The sequence below is a fragment of the Stenotrophomonas sp. ZAC14A_NAIMI4_1 genome (assembly GCF_003086915.1).
Taxonomy (GTDB): Bacteria; Pseudomonadota; Gammaproteobacteria; order Xanthomonadales; family Xanthomonadaceae; genus Stenotrophomonas.
In genome coordinates, this window is sequence record NZ_CP026002.1 from 2149448 (window position 1) to 2169342 (window position 19895).

At 66.6% G+C, this 19895-nt stretch carries 21 protein-coding genes; 11 read left to right on the forward strand and 10 right to left on the reverse strand.

The window, feature by feature from the left end; all coding sequences use genetic code 11:
• Nucleotides 1–100: 100 nt before the first annotated feature.
• On the forward strand, nt 101–862 hold the full coding sequence (locus tag C1926_RS09760; protein WP_108759043.1) for a sulfite exporter TauE/SafE family protein: 762 nt from the start codon (nt 101–103) through the stop codon (nt 860–862).
• A gap of 105 nt (nt 863–967) precedes the next feature.
• Here the strand turns inward: C1926_RS09760 and C1926_RS09765 are convergent, their stop codons facing one another.
• The 5 genes from C1926_RS09765 to C1926_RS09785 form a co-directional block, all read right to left on the reverse strand.
• A complete protein-coding gene (locus tag C1926_RS09765; protein ID WP_079223887.1) occupies nt 968–1684 on the reverse strand; it encodes a haloacid dehalogenase-like hydrolase in 717 nt (238 codons plus the stop codon).
• Nucleotides 1681–2475, reverse strand: coding sequence for an indole-3-glycerol phosphate synthase TrpC (gene trpC / locus C1926_RS09770; RefSeq protein WP_108747535.1), 795 nt, complete (start codon nt 2473–2475; stop codon nt 1681–1683). Before trpC ends, C1926_RS09765 begins: the two co-directional genes overlap by 4 nt.
• A gap of 74 nt (nt 2476–2549) precedes the next feature.
• Entirely contained in the window at nt 2550–3581 is a 1032-nt protein-coding gene (trpD, locus tag C1926_RS09775) for an anthranilate phosphoribosyltransferase (protein WP_108759044.1), read from the reverse strand.
• A gap of 16 nt (nt 3582–3597) precedes the next feature.
• The gene (locus C1926_RS09780; RefSeq protein ID WP_046983686.1) at nt 3598–4185 is read right to left on the reverse strand and encodes an aminodeoxychorismate/anthranilate synthase component II; all 588 of its coding nucleotides are present in this window, start codon (nt 4183–4185) and stop codon (nt 3598–3600) included.
• A 2-nt stretch (nt 4186–4187) separates the two neighbouring features.
• Nucleotides 4188–4967: an SIMPL domain-containing protein gene (locus C1926_RS09785; protein WP_108759045.1), complete on the reverse strand. Its 780-nt coding sequence runs from the start codon at nt 4965–4967 to the stop codon at nt 4188–4190.
• A 600-nt stretch (nt 4968–5567) separates the two neighbouring features.
• On the opposite strand from C1926_RS09785, the gene C1926_RS09790 reads away from it, so the two are divergent.
• Nucleotides 5568–6695 carry a PAAR domain-containing protein gene (locus tag C1926_RS09790; protein WP_108760666.1) on the forward strand — a complete coding sequence of 376 codons (1128 nt, stop codon included), beginning with the start codon at nt 5568–5570 and terminating at the stop codon, nt 6693–6695.
• Nucleotides 6680–7189, forward strand: a complete 510-nt coding sequence (locus C1926_RS09795) for a hypothetical protein (protein WP_159095070.1) — start codon at nt 6680–6682, stop codon at nt 7187–7189. The genes C1926_RS09790 and C1926_RS09795 overlap by 16 nt, the downstream gene beginning before the upstream one ends.
• An 86-nt stretch (nt 7190–7275) precedes the next feature.
• On the opposite strand, the gene trpE is transcribed toward C1926_RS09795, so the two are convergent.
• The 5 genes from trpE to C1926_RS09820 form a co-directional block, all read right to left on the reverse strand.
• Nucleotides 7276–8751 (reverse strand): anthranilate synthase component I, encoded by a 1476-nt coding sequence (gene trpE / locus C1926_RS09800; RefSeq protein ID WP_108759046.1) that lies wholly within the window; start codon nt 8749–8751, stop codon nt 7276–7278.
• 317 nt (nt 8752–9068) lie between these two features.
• The gene (gene yegS / locus C1926_RS09805) at nt 9069–10004 is read right to left on the reverse strand and encodes a lipid kinase YegS (protein ID WP_108759047.1); all 936 of its coding nucleotides are present in this window, start codon (nt 10002–10004) and stop codon (nt 9069–9071) included.
• 265 nt (nt 10005–10269) lie between these two features.
• Complete coding sequence (locus C1926_RS09810; RefSeq protein ID WP_108759048.1) at nt 10270–10752, reverse strand: GNAT family N-acetyltransferase; 483 nt, start codon at nt 10750–10752, stop codon at nt 10270–10272.
• 12 nt (nt 10753–10764) lie between these two features.
• Nucleotides 10765–11442, reverse strand: a complete 678-nt coding sequence (gene rpe / locus C1926_RS09815) for a ribulose-phosphate 3-epimerase (protein ID WP_079223905.1) — start codon at nt 11440–11442, stop codon at nt 10765–10767.
• Between the two features lie 30 nt (nt 11443–11472).
• Nucleotides 11473–11802 carry a DnaJ domain-containing protein gene (locus C1926_RS09820; protein ID WP_079223907.1) on the reverse strand — a complete coding sequence of 110 codons (330 nt, stop codon included), beginning with the start codon at nt 11800–11802 and terminating at the stop codon, nt 11473–11475.
• Between the two features lie 141 nt (nt 11803–11943).
• Between C1926_RS09820 and C1926_RS09825 the strand changes: the two genes are divergently transcribed.
• The 8 genes from C1926_RS09825 to C1926_RS09860 all read left to right on the forward strand — a co-directional run bounded on the left by C1926_RS09825 (nt 11944) and on the right by C1926_RS09860 (nt 19885).
• Entirely contained in the window at nt 11944–12870 is a 927-nt protein-coding gene (locus C1926_RS09825) for a phosphoribosylaminoimidazolesuccinocarboxamide synthase (protein WP_079223909.1), read from the forward strand.
• A gap of 269 nt (nt 12871–13139) precedes the next feature.
• Nucleotides 13140–13625 carry an Mpo1-like protein gene (locus C1926_RS09830; RefSeq protein WP_079225412.1) on the forward strand — a complete coding sequence of 162 codons (486 nt, stop codon included), beginning with the start codon at nt 13140–13142 and terminating at the stop codon, nt 13623–13625.
• 352 nt (nt 13626–13977) lie between these two features.
• Entirely contained in the window at nt 13978–16806 is a 2829-nt protein-coding gene (locus C1926_RS09835; protein ID WP_108759049.1) for a monovalent cation/H+ antiporter subunit A, read from the forward strand.
• Nucleotides 16806–17183 (forward strand): Na+/H+ antiporter subunit C, encoded by a 378-nt coding sequence (locus tag C1926_RS09840; RefSeq protein ID WP_108759050.1) that lies wholly within the window; start codon nt 16806–16808, stop codon nt 17181–17183. The genes C1926_RS09835 and C1926_RS09840 overlap by 1 nt, the downstream gene beginning before the upstream one ends.
• On the forward strand, nt 17180–18715 hold the full coding sequence (locus tag C1926_RS09845) for a monovalent cation/H+ antiporter subunit D (RefSeq protein ID WP_108759051.1): 1536 nt from the start codon (nt 17180–17182) through the stop codon (nt 18713–18715). Before C1926_RS09840 ends, C1926_RS09845 begins: the two co-directional genes overlap by 4 nt.
• The gene (locus C1926_RS09850; RefSeq protein ID WP_079223916.1) at nt 18712–19218 is read left to right on the forward strand and encodes a Na+/H+ antiporter subunit E; all 507 of its coding nucleotides are present in this window, start codon (nt 18712–18714) and stop codon (nt 19216–19218) included. The genes C1926_RS09845 and C1926_RS09850 overlap by 4 nt, the downstream gene beginning before the upstream one ends.
• Nucleotides 19215–19499: a K+/H+ antiporter subunit F gene (locus C1926_RS09855; RefSeq protein ID WP_079223917.1), complete on the forward strand. Its 285-nt coding sequence runs from the start codon at nt 19215–19217 to the stop codon at nt 19497–19499. Before C1926_RS09850 ends, C1926_RS09855 begins: the two co-directional genes overlap by 4 nt.
• A complete protein-coding gene (locus C1926_RS09860; RefSeq protein ID WP_108747544.1) occupies nt 19496–19885 on the forward strand; it encodes a Na+/H+ antiporter subunit G in 390 nt (129 codons plus the stop codon). The genes C1926_RS09855 and C1926_RS09860 overlap by 4 nt, the downstream gene beginning before the upstream one ends.
• Nucleotides 19886–19895: the final 10 nt, after the last annotated feature.

The following is a 19895-nucleotide window of genomic DNA, read 5'->3' on the forward strand; positions in this document are numbered from 1 at the left end:
AGGCACGCATCACCGTAGCGCCGGGCCATGCCCGGCGGATCGGCGGACGTGCGACATGCCATCGCACGCCCCGCACACGCGCATCCGCTAGGCTCGGTGCATGGAACTGAGCAGCGAATTCTGGTGGTTCATCCTCATCGGCCTGGGCGCACAGCTGGTCGATGGCGCATTGGGCATGGCCTTCGGCCTGGTGTCCTCGTCGGTGATGCTGGCCATGGGCATCCCGCCGGCACAGGCCAGTGCGGCCATCCACACCGCCGAAGTGTTCACCACCGGCGCCTCTGGTGTGTCGCACCTGGTCGCCGGCAATGTCGATAAACGCCTGTTCTTCCGCCTCGCCATTCCCGGCGCGATAGGCGGCGCGGTGGGCGCCTACGGCCTGACCCAGCTGCCCGGCGACGTGATCCGCCCGCTGATCTACCTCTACCTGCTGGTGCTGGCCATCATCATCCTGGCCCGTGCCGCTGGCCGGCTGATGCCCAAGGGCGAGGTCAAGCGCGTGCCCGTGCTGGGCTTCGTCGCCGGCTTCCTCGATGCCAGCGGCGGCGGCGGCTGGGGCCCGGTGGCCACCTCCACCCTGCTCGCCCGCGGCGGCCAGGCGCGCACCACCATCGGCACGGTGAATGCGTCCGAGTTCGTGGTGACCCTGACGGTTTCAGCCACTTTCCTGATGTCGATGGGGCTGCATCACCTGCAGATCGTGGCCGGCCTGCTGATCGGCGGCATGATGGCCGCGCCGGTGGCGGCGCTGCTGGTGAAGCGGCTGAAGGAACGCTGGGTGCTGATCGCCGTGGGCGTGCTGGTGCTGGCCATCAGCCTGTTCCAGATCGGCCATGCGCTGTTCGGGTACCTGGGGCGCTGAGCGTTTGCCGGGCGTGCGATGGGGTCGGAGCCCCTTCGGGGATCCGACCCCTGATACGCCCTCTGATGGGGTCAGATCCCCGAAGGGGCTCTGACCCGGCCCGGACTAGGCCTTCTCGCCACCGCGGTCCACGCAGCCCCAGTTGAGGATGCGTGTACCGGCCGGCAGCACGCGGCGGAAGAAGTCCACCTTGCCCGGCTTCGGGTTCACCACCACCGGGGCCTTGGCCGCCAGCAGCAGCGGCAGGTCAGCGGTGCTGTCGGAATAGGCAATGTCGATCTGTCCATAGCCGCGCTCGCGCAGCATGCGCATCTTTTCTTCGTTGTGGCAGTGCCGGGTCGGGCCAACCCCGCCCAGGCGCGGGCCGACCTCGGTGCCGATCACCGGCACGTCCTGGTGGGCCACGAAGGCCAGGATGGCGCGGGCCAGCTCCGGCGGCGCGCCGGTGGCAACCACCACGCGGTCGCCCTTGGCCCGGTGCGCGGCGAACACTTCCAGCGCCTGCGGCAGCAGCTTGGCGCGCATCTGCGCCTCGTTGCGCAGCACGTAGGCGTCGATGACCTTGTTGAAGTCACGCGCGCGGTGCAGGCCGAAGCTGCCGATCCACACATAGACCGAAATGCCGGCACGGCGGGTCGGCAGCATCGCCACCATCGGCCCGGCGATCGGCGTGACCAGCAGCGCGGCCAGCATGCGCAACGGGTTGCGCTTGATCAGCGAGGCGAACAGGTGGGTGCCCGAATCGCCGTCGTAGAGGGTGTGGTCGAAGTCGAAGACCACCAGCGGCGCATCCTCGCGCGGCGTTGGATAGTGCGTTGTCATGCCGCGAAGAATAGCTGACGCAGGCCCTCGCCCGGCTCTTCCACGCGCATGAAGGCCTCGCCGACCAGGAAAGCGTGAATGCCGGCGTCGCGCATCAGGGCCACGTCCTGCGGGCCGAGGATGCCGCTTTCGGTCACCAGCAGGCGGTCACGCGGCACCGCTTTCTGCATGTCCAGGGTGGTCTGCAGCGAGACTTCGAAGGTGCGCAGGTTGCGGTTGTTGATGCCGATCATCGGCGCCGGCACCTGCAGCGCGCGCTCCAGCTCGTCGATGTCGTGCACTTCCACCAGCACGTCCATGCCCAGCGACAGCGCCAGTTCGGACAGGGTGGCCAGCTGGGTGTCGTCCAGCGCGGCGACGATCAGCAGGATGCAGTCGGCGCCCAGCACGCGTGCCTCGTACACCTGGTAGGCGTCGATCACGAAGTCCTTGCGCAGCACCGGCAGCGTGCAGGCCTCGCGGGCCTGCTGCAGGTAGGCGTCGGCGCCCTGGAAGAAATCGACGTCGGTCAGCACCGACAGGCAGCTGGCGCCGCCAAATTCGTAGCTGACGGCGATGTCGGCCGGGCGGAAGTCCGGGCGGATGACGCCCTTGGACGGGCTGGCCTTCTTCACCTCGGCAATGACCGCCGGGTCGCCGTTGGCCACGGCCGCCTGCAGGGCGCGCACGAAGCCACGGACCGGCGGGGCGCTGGCCAGGGCGGCCTGCAACGCCTCGAGCGGGCGCTGGGCGCGGCGCTGGGCCACTTCTTCGGCCTTGCGGGCCAGGATCGTCTGCAGGATGTCGCTCATCGTCGTCGGTTCAATGCGGGGGCGGTGAGGACGGCCATTATCGGCCATCGGGTGGGTCAGGCTGAACCGCGCGCTCAGGCAACCAGCGCGCGGGTGGTATCAACGTACTGCTGCAGGCGCTGGCGGGCGCTGCCGTTGGCGATGGCGGCACGGGCGCGGGCCAGGCCGTCGCCGATGTCGCTGGCCACGCCGGCCACGTACAGGGCGGCGCCGGCATTGAGGGCCACGATGTCCAGCGCCGGCCCCGGGGTGTTGTCCAGCACCGCGCGCAGCATCTGGATCGACTGCTCCGGGCTGTCCACGCGCAGGTTGCGGCTGGCCGACATGGCGATGCCGAAGTCTTCCGGGTGGATCTCGTACTCGCGCACCTTGCCGTCGCGCAGCTCGCCGACCAGGGTGCCGGCGCCCAGCGAGATCTCGTCCATGTTGTCGCGGCCCCAGACCACCATGGCGCGCTCGGTGCCCAGCTCGCGCAGCACGCGCGCCTGGATGCCCACCAGATCGGGGTGGAACACGCCCATCAGCACCGACGGTGCGCTGGCCGGGTTGGTCAGCGGGCCGAGGATGTTGAAGATGGTGCGCACGCCCATCTCGCGGCGCACGGGCGCGACGACCTTCATCGACGGGTGGTGGATCGGCGCGAACATGAAGCCGATGCCCGTCTTTTCGATGGCCGCCGCCACCTGGGCCGGCTGCAGTTCGATGGCCGCACCCAGCGCTTCCACCGCATCGGCGCTGCCGGACTTGGACGACACGCTGCGGTTGCCGTGCTTGGCCACGCGCGCACCGGCGGCGGCGGCGACGAACATCGCGCAGGTGGAGATGTTGAAGGTGTGCGAGCCATCGCCCCCGGTGCCGACGATGTCGACCAGGTGGGTGTTGTCGGCCACCGGCACCGCCAGCGCGAATTCGCGCATGACCGTGGCCGCCGCAGCGATCTCGTCGATGGTTTCCTTCTTCACCCGCAGGCCGGTGAGGATGGCGGCGGTCATCATCGGCGAAACGTCGCCGCGCATGATCTGCCGCATCAGGTCGACCATTTCGTCGAAGAAGATTTCGCGGTGCTCGATGGTGCGTTGCAGGGCTTCCTGGGGGGAGAAGCTCATGGGAATGCTCCTTGGATCAGGCCGCCGGGCGCTGCAGGAAATTGCGCAGCAGGGCGTGGCCGTGTTCGGTGAGGATGGATTCGGGGTGGAACTGCACGCCTTCCACCGGGAACTGGCGATGGCGCAGGCCCATGATCTCTTCGATCGAGCCGTCCTCGTTCTCGGTCCAGGCGGTCACTTCCAGCGCGTCGGGCAGGCTGTGCTTGTCCACCACCAGCGAGTGGTAGCGGGTGGCCTGGTAACGGTCCGGCAGGCCGGCGAACACGCCCTTGCCTTCATGGCGGATGGGCGAGGTCTTGCCATGCATGATGTTGCCGGCGCGGATGACCGTGCCGCCGTAGACCTGGCCGATGCCCTGGTGGCCCAGGCACACGCCGAGGATGGGCGTGGTCGGGCCCAGGCGCTCGATCAGTGCCAGCGACACGCCCGCTTCGTTGGGCGTGCACGGGCCAGGCGAGATGACGATGCGCTCGGGTTTCTGCGCGGCGATCTCGTCCACGCTCATCGCATCGTTGCGCACCACCTTCACTTCGGCGCCCAGCGTCTGCAGGTACTGCACGAGGTTGTAGGTGAAGCTGTCGTAGTTGTCGATCATCCACAACATGGTCAGGTTCCGTCGCTTATCAGGAAAATGGCGTACACGTTTTCGGTGTAGGTGATGGGGCCGGCTTCGAGGGATTCCGGCGCCCTGGGCGCGGCACTGCCGGTCACGGTGATGTCGTTCGCGCGCGGCTCGGGAACATCGACCTCATCCCCGTCGTCCGACGCCGGCCATCGACCCGCCTGGATGCCGTAGGCAAAGTCCGGCGCCACATCGGAAATGCTGTACAGCCCGCGCAGCTGGGTGCCGTAGGCCTTGGCCAGGCCCTGCGCGGACTGGCGCGTCTTTGCCGCCGCCTCACCCTTGAGTTCGCGTCGCAGCGCCACTTCGCCCGAATAGGAGGGGGCGACGCTGCTGACCTGCACGTTCTCGTTGGCTTTCAGCGCCCCCAGCACGTCCTGCATCGCCTTCACGCTGGCGAAGCTGGCACGCAGCTGGCGCGACACGCGGGTGCCGATGAAGACCTGCCGGCTCTGCTCATAGCGCGTCGCCGGGCCAATGCGCAGGTTGTCCGCGCGCACGCTGCCTTCCACTGCATTGTTCTGCTTGAACAGCGCCAGCGCGCGGGCGACGTTGTCCTGCACGCGGCGGCGCGCGGCATCGGCGTCCATGTCGGTTTCTTCGATGTTCAACTGCAGGCCGAACCGGTCGGGCATCACCGTGCGGGTACCCTGCCCCTTCACCAGCAGATGCGGCTGCGAGGGGATGGTGTTGGCCTGCGCCCATGCAGAGGGGGCCATCGTGGCCAAGGTGGACGACAACAACCATGCGCTAAGCAGCTTCATGCGGTGTTCCTTGTCGGCAGGTGGGGAGGGCGGGAGACGCGTTGCTGCAGACAATACGCACGGCCAGGCAAGGCGCCCACTCCAGGTGGCCGCCGCGTCGCATCAGTATGTCGGGGGTACGCTTTGTGCAGCAATCAACCAGCTCCTGTTGGGGGAGCCGCCGTGCCGGGGAGCGTTCTATTGGATCTTGCCCGCCGATACGGCGGCAAGGTGCGGTCCGGGACCGCGACGACCTGCCGCTTCCTATTGGAAGCGCCACCACTTGGCTACGTTGTTCAGCAGGGTGCGGGTCATCGGACAACTCTGGGGGGCGATTACCGGAGGCAGCGGCCTGGAAGCGCCGTTGCGGTGTATGGGCCAAGCGTATCAGATCCCGAACGCCCCGGGGCGGGGAGATTTATCTGCCTGATCAGGGAGCAGAACCGGGGTCACCTCGTGTATGTCGCAATTGCCTTGGTGCGGAAAGGGTTCCGTCCTGGTTTTTCAGACTTTTACCTGGCCCTATGTGACCGCCCTTGCAGTTGCGTGCCAGTGCGATTGAGGCGGCGTTCCCTCCCGCTCATCCTCCTTCGCACTCTCCAGCAGCACAGGAGCGCCAGGATGGCGCGATTATTCATTGTCGTGGGCGACAGACTCAGTAGTGGCGGCAGCGTTCTCACCGGCTCACCGTTCACCGATATCGAGGGGCGGCCCATGGCTCGAGTAGGTGACCGCACGATCTGTCCGACGCATGGCCCCGGCACGATCATTACCGGCGATGCCACGCTGATCGTGGATGGGAACGCCGCTGCCCGGCAGGGCGACCGGGCAAGTTGTGGATGCTCGCTGATTGCGGGGCGGCAGAACCTGGTTTTCGTGGATCAGGGAGTTGCATCGACCCCCAGTGCTCAGGCACCACCTACGGCTACGACGCGCCAGGCAGGCGCCACTTCGAACATTCCGGCAGAGTCGCCGGATCGGAGATCCACGCTCAGATCACGGCGAAGGGCTTCAGTATGCTGGGCCGAGGATCACGAGATTGAGGTAGCGACAAATGCACATGGACGCTACTACCTCGTGCATGACGAGAACGGAAACCCTCTGGACCTAAGCCTGCAAAGAAAGTTCAAAATCTCTGTACCACTGAAATCCACAGGCGATGTGGAAGTACTGGTTCGTATCAAGGCAACTGCTGTGCAAACTGGATTAGGTGCTGGCGCAACAGTTTCGCAAGAGGACATGGATGCGGCCAAGTCGCGGATGGAGGCAGGCATTCAGACACTGTGGAACAACAAATTCACGCTGGAGATATTCGATGCCCCGTGCGGCACCAAAACCTTCCCCATAGTATTCAAAGTCGAATGGGTTGCCAGAGGCCATCACTACGCAATGAATGTAAGTCCAAGCCAACTGCGTGAGCACGTCGTAAACATGAATATCAACGTGTGGAAGGATACAACCACATGGACCTTTGCGCATGAGTATGCACATTGCTTCGGCGTAGCTGACGAGTATTCCTACGACCGGATGAACGACTGGACATTGAGATACTATCGCCCCGATGGAACATTGAGCCCAGATGCCCTACAGATTCCAGCAAACAAGGCAGATGACGATTCGGGCGCCACAATCATGTCAACCCAGAACAACACCAGCGTAGAGCTCAGGCATGCGTGGCAGATCGCCCTGGAAGTTCAAGCATTTCTAGCGCGCCACACAGGTAGGAGAATCGAATGCAGCGTCAGATAGCCTTTTGCATTGCAATGGGATTCAGCAGCCTAATCAACGCAGGAGATCGCTCCATGGATAGAAATCCTGACTTTGAAATCACTGCCAGCTGCAAGGGGCAGACTCCCTGCATCTTTGATGGCGACAGAATCGCCTTCGATATCAGCGTCAGGAACGTCAAGGACACGCCCATCAATCTGCCATTGGAATTCATTCGCTACGGTGGCCCTTACATTGTTCTTCATGACAACCGGACGCAGCGCCAACTGACGCTTCCCTCGCACATGCTCGATGGCGCCCTTCTGTCCAACGTGACCGCAGTAGCACCAGGCCAGTCGGTGTCCGTATCCGGTTCCATCGATGCATCCTATCTGGATGCGTGGGGAGGTGAGGATGCAGATGTGACTGCCATGATAAAGCTCGCCGCACCTTTGGACGGATCCAAAGAGTTCCAGTCGATTGGAACGACAGCGCTTCGAATCGTCGGAAGCAAGGCCTTCACAGGTAAGGGGTGAATCGTACGGCCGTGCCGGGAGGCGACGGCCGGTCACATCAGCGGACATGCCCATGCCGACCGGGCGCCCAACAGGGCGCCCAGCAACTACAACCCCTTGGCGGCCTGGGCGACGGCACGGAACAGCGCGCGGCCCTTGTTCATCGTCTCGTCCCATTCCTTGTCCGGGTCCGAGTCGTAGACGATGCCGGCGCCAGCCTGCACGTACAGGCGGCCGTCCTTGATCACCGCAGTGCGGATCGCGATGGCGGTATCGGCATCGCCATGCCAGCCGATGTAACCGATGCTGCCGGCATACACGTTGCGCTTGATCGGCTCCAGCTCGCGGATCACTTCCAGCGCGCGGATCTTCGGCGCGCCACTGACCGTACCGGCCGGGAACGTGGCGCGCAGCACGTCGGCATAGCTCAGGCCCGGCTGCAGCTGCCCGGTCACTTCGCTGACGATGTGCATGACGTGGCTGTAGCGTTCGATCACGAACTGCTCGCCCACTTCCACGGTGCCGGCCTTGGACACGCGGCCGGCATCGTTACGGCCGAGGTCGATCAGCATCAGGTGTTCGGCGCGCTCCTTCGGGTCAGCCAGCAGCTCGGCTTCCAGCGCCTGGTCCAGCTCGGGCGAGGCGCCGCGCGGGCGGGTGCCGGCAATCGGGCGCACGGTCACTTCACCGTCCTGCAAACGCACCAGGATTTCCGGCGAGGAACCGACCACCTGCAGGTCGCCCACGTCGAGGAAATACATGTACGGCGAGGGATTCAGTGCACGCAGCGCGCGGTACACATCCACCGGGCGCGCCTTGAACGGCACGCTCAGGCGCTGGCTGAGCACCACCTGGAAGATGTCGCCGGCGCGGATGTATTCCTTGCTGCGCTGGACCGCATCGACGAAGCCTTCGCGGGTGAAACCGGAAACGAAATCGGATTCGTCCAGCACATCACTGTTGAGCGGGGCGGGATAGCCCGCACCCGGCGCACGCAGCTTGGCGGTCAATGCATCCAGGCGGGCCTGGGACTGCTCGAAGGCACCTTCGACACGCGGGTCGGCATGCACGATCAGGTACAGGCGGCCCTTGAGGTTGTCGAACACCGCCAGCTCGTTGGAATCCAGCAGCAGGATGTCCGGCGTGCCCAGCTCATCGCGGCCGGCCGGCGGCGCCAGGCGCGGTTCGATGTAGCCGATGCATTCGAAGCCGAACCAGCCGACCAGGCCGCCGGTGAAGCCCGGCAGGCCGTCCAGCTTGGGCACCGAGTGGGCGCTGCGCAGCGCCTCGACCTCGGCGAAGGGATCGGCGACCTCGCGGGTGTCCACCACCTGGCCATCCTCGCGCACGGTCAGGGTGTGGCCGTGGAAGGCGTACACGCGACGTGCCGGCAGGCCGATGATCGAGTAACGACCAAAGCGCTCGCCGCCTTCGACGGATTCAAACAGGTAGGTGTTGGGGCCGTCGGCGAGCTTCAGGTAGACCGAAAGCGGCGTGTCCAGGTCGGACAGCACTTCACGGACGACGGGAATGTGGGTGTGGCCTTCAGCGGCCTGCTGCTGAAACTGAGCGAGCGAATTCAAGACGACTTTCCTTCCGGGACACAGCGTTATGGGGGCGGACGACGGCAACGGGCCACCATCGCCACCAACGGCGTGCGGAAGAAAGGGTATGCGGGGTCGTCAGGCTGGACACCCCTTGACTGTAACGCAGCTTGCCCGGGAGGGAAACCCTGTGAAACTGAACCAGCCGTTGGGGGTGATGGCCGGACGGACGAGGGGGCTTGGGTGCGTTGGGGCGCCGGTAGAGTCGACTGTCAGTCGACTGCTCTTCCATCAGCAGCGGAAATGCCCGCGCCAGGCGCGTAAGTCGACTGACAGTCGACTCTACCCGGTCGACTCTACCCCTGCCCCGCCAGCAGCTCGCAGTCGGCCGGCAGGTGCATCCGCACCCGTCCGGCCACGCACTCGATGCGGAAACGTTGCGCCTGCACCGGCTCGCCGTCCAGGTTCAGTGTCAACGCCTGCGGGGCGTCGATCTGCAGCCACGGCAGCTGCGCGCGGGTCGCCACCCGCTCCAGTGCCGCCTCCTTGCCACCGGTCAGCATCTGGCCCAGGGTCGCGGCCACCTCGCCGTCCAGTTCGGGCACCACGGTGACGTCCAGCAGGCCATCGTCGATCAGCGCCTGCGGGCACAGCTGCTGGCCGCCACCGGCCTGGCGACCATTGCCGATGCCCAGCGCGATGAAACCGCCTTCCCAGCTGAAATCCGGGCCAGACAGGCGCGCAGTGATCGGCTCGATGCGGCCCAGCTTGGCAATGCCGGTGATGACGTAGGCCAGTCCGCCGAGCATTTTCTTCAGGCCGGCATCGGTTTCCACGGTGACCTGGGTACCGAAGCCGCCACTGGCGAGGTTGGCGCACCACCAGGGCGTGCCATCCGCCTCCACGCGCAGCAGGTCGATGGGCCTGGCCGGCACCTGCCCGATCAGGGCGAAGGCCTCCGAGGGTTCGGTGGGAATGCCGGCCGACGTGGCGAAGTCGTTGGCCGTGCCCATCGGCACCAGGGCCAGCGATGGCAGTGCGTCGGCCGGTTCATCGCGATGGGCGAGGGTTTCGGCGACCGCACTGAGCGTGCCGTCACCGCCGGCCGCCACGATCACATCCACGCCGTGGTCGATGGCTTCAGCCACGTAGCGTTCGGCGTCGCCTTCTTCCCACGTCACCCGCACTTCCAGTTGCACGCCCTGCCCGCGCCAGTGGCCGACGGCACTGCGCAGATCGTCATTGCCAGCGGATTTTCCGTTGAGTATCAGGCGCCAGCGCGGGGTGGTCATGCAGGTGCTTCCAGTGGGGGTGGCACAGGCTAGCAACCGCGCGTTCGCGGCCGGTGAACGCCAACGCTTGGAAGCAGTAGATCCACGCCATGCGTGGATGAGGGTGCAGGGGAACCGACGCGGTGCCGCAACCGCCATGTCATGCGGGTGTCATCGCCGACCCGGAACATGGAAGTCCATAGCAGGGACGACGGATGGAGGCAGGATCAGCCTCCCACGAATGCAGCAGGGCCGCGCCAGTGTTTGGCGCGGCCTTTTTTTTGCCTCAGCCGTTGGCGAAATCGTGCAGCGCCTGGCCCTGCAGCCGGTACACGGTCCACTCGTCCTGCGGCTTCGCACCGGCAGCGGTGTAGAACTCGATGGCCGGGGTATTCCAGTCCAGCACCGACCATTCGAAGCGGCCGCAACCTTCGGCCACCGCCTGGCGGGCGATGTACTTCAGCAGCGCCTTGCCGGCGCCGGCACCGCGTTTTTCCTGGCTGACATACAGGTCTTCCAGGTAGATGCCCTTGCGGCCCAGCCAGGTCGAGTAATTGTAGAAATACACCGCATAGCCGATGGCCTCGCCGCCGGCTTCGCAGATCAGCGCGCGGGCGGTGGCATCGGCGCCGAACAGGCTCTCGGCGATGCCGATCTCATCGGTCTGCACCGAATGCTCGGCCTTCTCGTAGATGGCCAGCTCGCGGATGAAATGCAGGATCAGGCCGGCATCGGCCACGGTGGCCGGGCGGATGTTCAACACGGCCACCGTACTCATGGCTCAGCCCCGCGCCGCAGTGACATTCGCGCGCATCTGCGCGATCACGTCCTGGTAGCTGGTCTTGGCGTTGAAGATGGCCGAACCGGCGACGAACGTGTCGGCGCCGGCAGCGGCGATCGCACCGATGTTGTCGGCCTTCACGCCGCCGTCGATCTCCAGGCGGATGTCCTTGCCGCTGGCATCGATCTTCTGGCGGACCACGCGCAGCTTGTCCAGCGCCGAGGGGATGAAGGCCTGGCCGCCGAAGCCCGGGTTGACCGACATCAGCAGCACCAGGTCCAGGTCATCCAGCACCCAGTCCAGGATGTCCACCGGGGTGGCCGGGTTCAGCACGATGCCCGGCTTGCAGCCCAGCGAACGGATCAGCTGGATGGTGCGGTGCGGGTGGCGGCTGGCCTCCGGGTGGAAGCTGATGTAGGTGGCGCCGGCCTCGGCGAAGTCCGGGATGATGCGGTCCACCGGCTCGACCATCAGGTGCACGTCGATCGGCGCGGTCACGCCGTGCTTGCGCAGGGCCTGGCAGACCATGGGGCCGATGGTCAGGTTGGGCACGTAATGGTTGTCCATCACGTCGAAGTGGACCCAGTCCGCACCGGCGGCCAGGACGTTGTCCACTTCCTCGCCCAGGCGGGCGAAATCGGCGGACAGGATGGACGGGGCGATGAGGCAGTTGGACATGGCCGGGGCCTTGGGGACGAGGGAAAGGGGTCAGCGCTTGCGCAGCGTCTTGATGCGGTCGTAGGCGGCGTTGATCCGCCGCGACTTCTGCTCGGCCTGCTGCTGCAGCTCGGGAGCCGCGCCGCCGAGCTTGTCGGGGTGGTACTGGGAAATGAGCTTGCGGTAGGCCCGCTCGACCTCGGCGTCGGTGGCCTCGGACGTCAGCCCCAGCTCGCGGTACGGGTTTTCCTTGTTCAGGCGGAACCAGTCCGAATCGAAGGCATGGCCGAGCAGCAGGCCGATGACCGCCCCGAACAGCGGATTGGGCCGGAACAGCAGGGCACCGGCGATGAAACCGAGCAGTTTTCCGTACCAGCGCATGGCGCTCCGGGGTCGGCCGACGAAATGGACGCTCATTTTACGTCACAGCGGGCCCGGACCGCTTTACACTAGGCCGCCCGCTGGCCAGCGGGCCCGCCGGGTCCGCTGGGCAGCCGTATCGACAACGCCCCAGGAGTGCCCGTGCCAACCACGCTGTTGCAATCCGATCTCCCCGGCCTGCCCTTGCGCCATCGCGGCAAGGTGCGTGATGTGTTCGATATCCCGCGCGAGCGGCTGCCTGCAGGGACCCCGCCGGGCGACTACCTGCTGATGGTGGCCACCGATCGCCTGTCGGCGTTCGATGTGGTCCTGCCCGACCCGATCCCGGGCAAGGGCGAGATGCTCTGCCAGGTCTCCAACTTCTGGTTCGCCAAGACCGCGCACCTGATGCCCAACCACCTGACCGGCATCGACGTGGCCAGCGTGCTGCCCGAGGGCGTGGACCCGGCCCTGTACGCCAAGCGCGCGGTGGTCACCCGCAAGCTGAAGCCGGTGCCGGTGGAAGCGATCGCCCGCGGCTACCTGATCGGCAGCGGCTGGAAGGACTACCAGCGCACCGGCAAGGTCAGCGGCATCGACCTGCCCGATGGCCTGCGCCAGGCCGAGCAGCTGCCCGAGCCGATCTTCACCCCGTCCACCAAGGCCGCCGTCGGCGACCATGACGAGAACATCGATTTCGATGCGATGGTCAAGCAGGTGGGCGCGGACCTGGCCGAGCGCGTGCGCGATGCCACCCTGCGCATCTACAAGTTCGCCGCGGACTACGCCCGCGAGCGCGGCATCATCCTGGCCGACACCAAGTTCGAGTTCGGTACCGATGCCGATGGCCGCCTGTACATCATGGACGAGATGCTGACGCCGGATTCCTCGCGCTACTGGCCGGCCGACGAGTACGAAGTGGGCACCAGCCCGCCGAGCTACGACAAGCAGTTCGTGCGTGATTACCTGGAGACGCTGGACTGGGGCAAGACCGCCCCGGGCCCGGCCATCCCGGCCGAAATCATCGAGCGCACCCGCGCCAAGTACGCCGAGGCGCTGCAGCGCCTGGCCGGGATCAGCGTCGACTGATGCCCCTGCGCCCCCGGCCGGTCTGGCCGGGGGCGTTCGCGCAGCCAGGCATGGCCTGGCTCTACTGCGGGCGTGGCGGGAGATGCGCCCGATGAATTGGACCCGGTAGAGTCGACCGTTGGTCGACTATCGCGCGCAGCGCGGGAATTTCGCGATCTGATGGAAGAGCAGTCGACTGACAGTCGACGCTACCAGGTCGGCCCCACCCCGCCGGCCCACCATTTTGCGCCCCCCATGATCGCGCGGTGCTGCGGGAGTATGCTGGCAGCATGCAGACCACCACCCAGCTTGCGCGGCCGATCGACCGCTACTTCGCCAGCTACTCCGACGACCACCGCAATGTGATCAACCAGCGCATCCACGTGGTGGCGGTACCGGCGATCCTGTGGTCGGTGGTGGCCCTGCTGTGGTGCGTACCGCCGCTGATCACCTGGTTCCAGTACGGCATCTGGGCCGCCTTTGCGATGTTCAGCGCCTGGTGCTTCTACAACAAGCTGTCGCGCCCGCTGGGCATCGGCATGCTCATCCAGTTCTTCGTGTTCGGCTGCCTGTGCCGCCTGCTGGAAGCCGAAATCGGCCTGCACAACCTGTTCTGGCTGGCGGTGGGCGTGTTCGTGGTGGCCTGGGTGGCGCAGTTCATCGGCCACAAGTTCGAAGGCCGCAAACCCAGCTTCCTGACCGACCTGACCTACCTGCTGATCGGACCGGCCTGGGTGATGGCCAAGGCTTACCGCAAGCTCGACTGGCGCTACTGACGCTTCCCCCGCGCCCTCCGGCCATCGTTTCCTGAACGGGCGCGGCCCGTCACCCCTGCTGCACGATCGACCTGCCAGCCTGCGATGCACGGGCGGCGCAGGCCTGCCTGCATGACCGCCGTGCGGCCCCCAGCCGTTGCCACGCGGGGCGCAGCCCCCCATGCGCGGGCGTAGGGAGCCGATCCGGCAAAGCCGGCGACCGCACCCTGCAAGGCATGGAAAAGGGCGTGCCGCATCGCAAAAAAGATGAATAGCGCACGTTACATGCCGTTTGTAGCCGTTACATGGGTTTCCGCGACATTTGGCTGACTGTTAGACTCAATGACCTGCTCGTGAATCATGGATTCCCTGCATGCTCCCCAGCCTGCCCCTGCTGCTGGCCCTGCCGTTCCTGATGGCAGTGGCTGTTGCGGCCTTCCCCCGTAGTTCCCGCTCGACAGCCGCCTGGCTGGCGGCGCTGGCGCCGTTGGGCGGCCTGGCCATCCTCGGCTGGCTGACCCCGGCGGTGATGGACGGGCAGGTGGTCCGCACCCTGGTGCCCTGGCTGCCGCAGATCGGGCTGGATTTCGCCCTGCGCCTGGATGGCCTGGCCTGGATGTTCGCCGGCATGGTGCTGGGCATCGGTGCGCTGGTGGTGCTGTATGCGCGCTACTACCTCAGCAGCCAGGACAACGCGCACCGCTTCTACTGCTACCTGCTGCTGTTCATGGGCGCCATGCTGGGCATGGTGCTGTCGGGCAACCTGCTGCTGCTGATGGTGTTCTGGGAAATGACCAGCATCAGCTCGTTCCTGCTGATCGGCTTCTGGTCGCACCGCAAGGATGCCCGCGAGGGCGCGCGGATGGCGCTGGTGATCACCGGCGGCGGCGGCCTGGCCCTGCTCGGCGGCGTGCTGCTGATCGGCCGCATCGTCGGCAGCTTCGACCTGGACGTGGTGCTGGCCGCCGGCGAGCAGATCCGCGCCAGCGCGCTCTACCCTTACGCCCTGTTCCTGGTGCTGGCCGGCATCTTCACCAAGAGCGCGCAGTTCCCGTTCCACTTCTGGCTGCCGCACGCCATGGCCGCGCCCACCCCGGTGTCGGCCTACCTGCATTCGGCCACCATGGTGAAGGCCGGTGTGTTCCTGCTGGCGCGCCTGCACCCGGCCCTGGCCGGCAGCGACCTGTTCTTCTATACCGTCAGCGGCATCGGCGCGCTGACCCTGCTGATCGGCGCCTGGAACGCGATCTTCCAGCACGACCTGAAGGGCCTGCTGGCCTATTCGACGATCTCGCACCTGGGCCTGATCACCCTGCTGTTCGGCCTGTCCACGCCGATGGCGGTGGTGGCCGGCGTGTTCCACATCCTCAACCACGCCACCTTCAAGGCCTCGCTGTTCATGGCCGCCGGCATCATCGACCACGAGACCGGCACCCGCGACATGCGCAAGCTGGGCGGGCTGCGCAGGCTGATGCCCTTCACCAGCGCGCTGGCGATCATCGCCTCGCTGGCGATGGCCGGCATCCCGCTGCTCAACGGCTTCCTGTCCAAGGAAATGCTGTTTGCCGAGGCGCTGACCGCCGGCGGGCCAGGCACCATGCGCACGGCCGTGTCGATCGCCGCGCTGCTGGCCGGTGTGTTCGGCGTGGCCTACAGCCTGCGCTTCGTCCACGACACATTCTTCGGCCCCGGCCCGCATGGCCTGGACCGCGTACCGCACGAGCCGCCGCGCTGGATGAAGGTGCCGGTGGAGATCCTGGTGGTGATCTGCGTGGCGGTGGGCATCGCCCCGGCGCTGACCGTGGCACCGGTGCTGCACGCCGCGGCCGGTTCCATCCTCGGCAGCGCCATGCCCGAGTACAGCCTGTCGGTCTGGCACGGTTTCAACCTGCCACTGGCGATGAGCGCGATCGGCGTGGTCGGCGGCGTGGCCCTGTACTTCGGCCTGCGCAAGCTGATCAACCTGCACGGCGTGCAGAACACCGCCACCGGCCGCAACGTCTTCCACGCGCAGCTGGACACGATTTCCGCGCTGGCCATGCGCCTGACCAACGGCATCGCCAACGGCAGCCTGCAGCGCATGCTGCTGGGCCTGGTACTGGTGGCGATCACCGTGGCCGCCGCGCCGTACATCGCCAACCCGGCCTCGCCGAACTGGACAAAGCCGCAGCCGATCCCGCTGCTGGGCTGGGCGCTGTGGCTGGTGATGATGGCCTGTGCCGTGGCCACCCTGCGCGTGTACAAGCAGCGCCTGCTGGCGGTGCTGCTGGTGGGTGGCGTGGGCCTGATGGTGTCGCTGACCTTCGTGTTCCTGTCCGCCCCGGACCTGGCGCTGACCCAGCTGCTGGTGGAGATGGTGACGCTGGTGCTGATGCTGCTGGGCATGAATTACCTGCCCGCCCAGTCGGGGCCGGAGCGGCCACGCTGGCGCAAGCGCCGCGATGCGGTCATCGCGATCCTCGCCGGCAGCGGCCTCGGCGCGCTGGCCTACAGCGCGATGACCCTGCCGCCGAACACCATGGCCGGCGAGATCCTCGCCCGCGCCCTGCCCGAAGCCTATGGGCAGAACGTGGTCAACGTGATCCTGGTCGACTTCCGCGGCTTCGATACCTTCGGCGAGATCACCGTGTTCGGCATTGCCGCGCTGGTGGTGCATGCCCTGCTGCGGCGCACGCGCATGGCGCCGGAACAGATCATGCCCGGCCCGCCGATCAAGCTGCCGGTACCGGCCGATCTGGCCCAGATCATGTTCCCGCTCACCCTGACGGTGTCGATCTTCCTGTTCCTGCGCGGCCACAACGCGCCCGGCGGCGGCTTCATTGCCGGCCTGGTGCTGGCGGTGCCGCTGCTGATCCAGTACGTGATCCAGGGCACCGCGTCGGTGGAGTCGCGCTTCGGCTTCGACTACATCCGCTGCATCGGCATGGGCCTGCTGATCGCCCTGCTCAGCGGCAGCGCCTCGATGCTGTTCGGCGTGCCGTTCCTGACCAGCGGCCACCTCGACCTGCATCTGCCGTTGATCGGTGAGGTGCCGCTGGCCAGCGCCATTGGTTTTGACATCGGCGTCTACCTGGTGGTGTTCGGCGGCGCCATGCTGATGCTATCGATGATGGCCACCGTGAAGCCTTCGCGCACCCGCAGCGCGCGCAAGGGCGAGATCGACCTGCAACGCCGTTCGGCCCGTACCGGGGAGATGCACTGATGGAACTGGCCCTGGCCACCGCGATCGGCGTGCTGACCGCCATTGGCATCTACCTGCTGCTGCGCGCGCGCAGCTTCGATGTGATTCTCGGCATGACCTTCCTGTCCTATGCCACCAACCTGCTGATCTTCGCCGGTGGCCGCGTGGTGCTGGGCAAGGCGCCGGTACTGAAGGAAGGCCTGGACAGCAACCTGGGCAACTACACCGATCCGCTGCCGCAGGCGCTGGTGCTGACCGCCATCGTCATCGCCTTCGCGATGACCGCGGTGAGCATCGTGCTGGCCATGCGCAGCCGCAGCGACAACCACAGCGACCACGTGGATGCCCACGAACCGGATGAGGACGCACCGCCGCGTCGGGGCGAGGACCAGGCATGAACCATCTGGTGATCCTGCCGATCCTGATTCCGCTGCTCGGCGCCGCGCTGTCGCTGTTCGTCGAACACCGCCGATACGGCCCGAAGGTGCAGCGCAGCGTGGCCTGGACCGCACTGGGTGCGCTGGCGCTGGCCGTGGGCCTGCTGTTCGCCCAGACCGCCGGCGGTGACATCAACGTCTACCTGCTGGGTGACTGGCCGTCGCGGCTGGGCATCGCGCTGGTGGCCGACCGCCTGTCGGCGTGGATGCTGCTGACCACCCTGCTGCTGGCCATCCCCTGCCTGATGCACGCCTGCTCGGGCTGGGACCGGCGCGCGCCGCACTTCCATGCCCTGTTCCAGTTCCAGCTGGTGGGCCTGAACGGTGCGTTCCTCACCGGCGACATCTTCAACCTGTTCGTGTTCTTCGAGGTGATGCTGATCGCCTCCTACGGCCTGCTGCTGAGTGGTGGCCGTGGCCTGCGCATGCGCATCGGCTTGCACTACGTGGTGTTCAACGTCACCGCCTCGACCTTGTTCCTGATCGCGCTGGGCCTGCTGTACGCCTCGCTGGGGTCGCTGAACATGGCCGAGCTGTCGCAGCGCATCGCCGAAGTGCCGGCCTCGCAGCTGACCCTGGTGAAGGCGACCATCGGCCTGTTGCTGCTGGTGTTCTGCGCCAAGGCCGCGCTGATGCCGCTGTACCTGTGGCTGCCCGAGTCCTATGCGCGTGCGCCGGCCGCAGTGGCCGCGCTGTTTGCGATCATGACCAAGGTCGGCCTGTACGCCGTGCTGCGCGTGCAGATGCTGTGGTTCGGCGAAGACGCCGGCGCGCTGGCCGGCTACGGCCGCGACTGGCTGCTGTGGGCCGGCGTGGCCACCCTGGTGCTGGGCGGTCTGGGCGCACTGGCAGCTGCGCGCCTGCGCGTGCTGATCTCCTACCTGGTCATCGTCTCGGCCGCGACGCTGTTCATCGCCTTCGCGGTGGGCACGCCGAAGGTACTGTCGGCCGGTCTCTACTACCTGCCGCACAGCAGCTTCGTTGCGGCGGCGCTGTTCCTCATCGCCGACCTGATCCGCCGCCGCCGTGGCGGTGCCAGCGATCGCAAGGAAGTGGTGGCACCGATGCCGGGCAAGGAAACGCCGGCCGTGCTGTTCCTGATCGGCGCGGTCTCGGTGGCCGGCCTGCCGCCGCTGTCCGGCTTCCTGGCCAAGGCCGCGCTACTGGCCGGCATGCCCGCGCAGTACACCGGTGCGGTCTGGACGGCAGTGCTGGCCAGCAGCCTGCTGGTCATCATGGGCCTGACCCGCGGTGGCATCCGCCTGTTCTGGCGCGTGCCGCTGCCCGACCCGGAAGCACCGCCGCCGCGCAAGGCACCGTTGCGCCGCATCGAGCTGTACGCCGCCTGCCTGCTGCTGGCCTACGGCATCGGCATGACCCTGGGTGCTGCACCGCTGATGCGCCACACCGATGCCATCGCCGCCCAGCTGCTGCAGCCGGGTGACTACGTGCAGCAGTTGCGCGCGACCACGCCGGAGATCCGCCAGCCATGACCGCCAAGCGCTCCTTCCGCCGCCGCGTGTTCCCCTCGCCCGCCCTGAGCATGATGGTGGTGGCGTTCTGGGTGCTGATGTCCGACAGCTTCACCCTCGGCCAGATCGTGCTGGGCCTGGTGCTGGGCGTGGTGGTGCCGCTGTTCGCCGCGCGCCTGGACCGCGAGTTCGCCCGCATCGGCACGCTGCGGCCGGTGCCCAGGCTGCTGGTGGTCACCCTGTGGGACATCCTGATGTCCAACATCCGCGTGGCCATCCAGGTGCTCGGCCCGGAGCGCAACATCCACCCCGGTTTCATCTGGTTGCCGCTGGATATCGCCAACATCCATGGCATCGCCGCGCTGACCAGCATGATCACCCTGACCCCGGGCACCGTGTCGGCCGCGCTGAGCGATGACCGCAAGTACCTGCTGGTGCACGTGCTGCACCTGGAAGACCCGCAGGAGCTGATCGACACGATCAAGCGACGTTACGAAGCCCCGTTGATGGAGATCTTCCCATGACTGGATTCCAGATCATCCAGACCACCCTGGTGGTGTGCATGCACGTGGTCGGCCTGGCCATGCTGCTGGGCACCTGGCGCCTGCTGCGCGGCCCGACCGTGCCCGACCGCATCCTCGCGCTGGACACGCTGTCGGTGACCGCCATCGCCGAGCTGATGCTGTTCGGCATGTACCTCAACTCGGCGATCTACTTCGAAGCGGCGCTGGTCATTGCCATGCTCGGCTTCGGCAGCACGGTGGTGCTGAGCAAGTTCGTGCTGCGCCGGGACATCGTCGAATGATCACCTTCATCCAGATCGCCCTGTCGGTGCTGCTGCTGTTTGGCTGCTTCTTCATCCTGGTCGGTGCGCTGGGGCTGGTGAAGCTGTCGACCTTCTTCAAGCGCCTGCACGCGCCGACCAAGGCCAGCACGCTGGGCGTGGGCTGCGTGCTGGCGTGTTCGGTCTGCTACCACATCTTCCTGGGCCAGGACCCGCAGCCGCGCGAGCTGCTGATCACCGTGTTCCTGTTCATCACCGCGCCGATCAGCGCGCACATGATGGCCAAGGCCGCGCTGTCGCTGCTGATGGAAACCCGGCCCAGCCTGCCCGGCAACGAACGCGCCAAGGAAGAACAGCTGCCGCCGCCGGAACCGGCGCGGGAAGAGGACACGCCGCAGAACCGGTAGGTGCCGACCG

Excerpts from the sequence above, each read along its gene's own strand:
- C1926_RS09845 (WP_108759051.1), top strand. The coding sequence starts at position 17,180 with ATGAACCATCTGGTGATCCTGCCGATCCTGATTCCGCTGCTCGGCGCC.
- C1926_RS09790 (WP_108760666.1), top strand. The coding sequence starts at position 5,568 with ATGGCGCGATTATTCATTGTCGTGGGCGACAGACTCAGTAGTGGCGGC.
- trpD (WP_108759044.1), bottom strand. The coding sequence starts at position 3,581 with ATGAGCTTCTCCCCCCAGGAAGCCCTGCAACGCACCATCGAGCACCGC.
- yegS (WP_108759047.1), bottom strand. The coding sequence starts at position 10,004 with ATGACCACCCCGCGCTGGCGCCTGATACTCAACGGAAAATCCGCTGGC.
- C1926_RS09835 (WP_108759049.1), top strand. The coding sequence starts at position 13,978 with ATGCTCCCCAGCCTGCCCCTGCTGCTGGCCCTGCCGTTCCTGATGGCA.
- C1926_RS09855 (WP_079223917.1), top strand. The coding sequence starts at position 19,215 with ATGACTGGATTCCAGATCATCCAGACCACCCTGGTGGTGTGCATGCAC.
- C1926_RS09785 (WP_108759045.1), bottom strand. The coding sequence starts at position 4,967 with ATGAAGCTGCTTAGCGCATGGTTGTTGTCGTCCACCTTGGCCACGATG.
- C1926_RS09820 (WP_079223907.1), bottom strand. The coding sequence starts at position 11,802 with ATGCGCTGGTACGGAAAACTGCTCGGTTTCATCGCCGGTGCCCTGCTG.
- C1926_RS09830 (WP_079225412.1), top strand. The coding sequence starts at position 13,140 with ATGCAGACCACCACCCAGCTTGCGCGGCCGATCGACCGCTACTTCGCC.
- C1926_RS09850 (WP_079223916.1), top strand. The coding sequence starts at position 18,712 with ATGACCGCCAAGCGCTCCTTCCGCCGCCGCGTGTTCCCCTCGCCCGCC.
- trpC (WP_108747535.1), bottom strand. The coding sequence starts at position 2,475 with ATGAGCGACATCCTGCAGACGATCCTGGCCCGCAAGGCCGAAGAAGTG.
- C1926_RS09860 (WP_108747544.1), top strand. The coding sequence starts at position 19,496 with ATGATCACCTTCATCCAGATCGCCCTGTCGGTGCTGCTGCTGTTTGGC.
- C1926_RS09840 (WP_108759050.1), top strand. The coding sequence starts at position 16,806 with ATGGAACTGGCCCTGGCCACCGCGATCGGCGTGCTGACCGCCATTGGC.
- rpe (WP_079223905.1), bottom strand. The coding sequence starts at position 11,442 with ATGTCCAACTGCCTCATCGCCCCGTCCATCCTGTCCGCCGATTTCGCC.
- C1926_RS09780 (WP_046983686.1), bottom strand. The coding sequence starts at position 4,185 with ATGTTGTGGATGATCGACAACTACGACAGCTTCACCTACAACCTCGTG.
- C1926_RS09765 (WP_079223887.1), bottom strand. The coding sequence starts at position 1,684 with ATGACAACGCACTATCCAACGCCGCGCGAGGATGCGCCGCTGGTGGTC.
- C1926_RS09760 (WP_108759043.1), top strand. The coding sequence starts at position 101 with ATGGAACTGAGCAGCGAATTCTGGTGGTTCATCCTCATCGGCCTGGGC.
- C1926_RS09795 (WP_159095070.1), top strand. The coding sequence starts at position 6,680 with ATGCAGCGTCAGATAGCCTTTTGCATTGCAATGGGATTCAGCAGCCTA.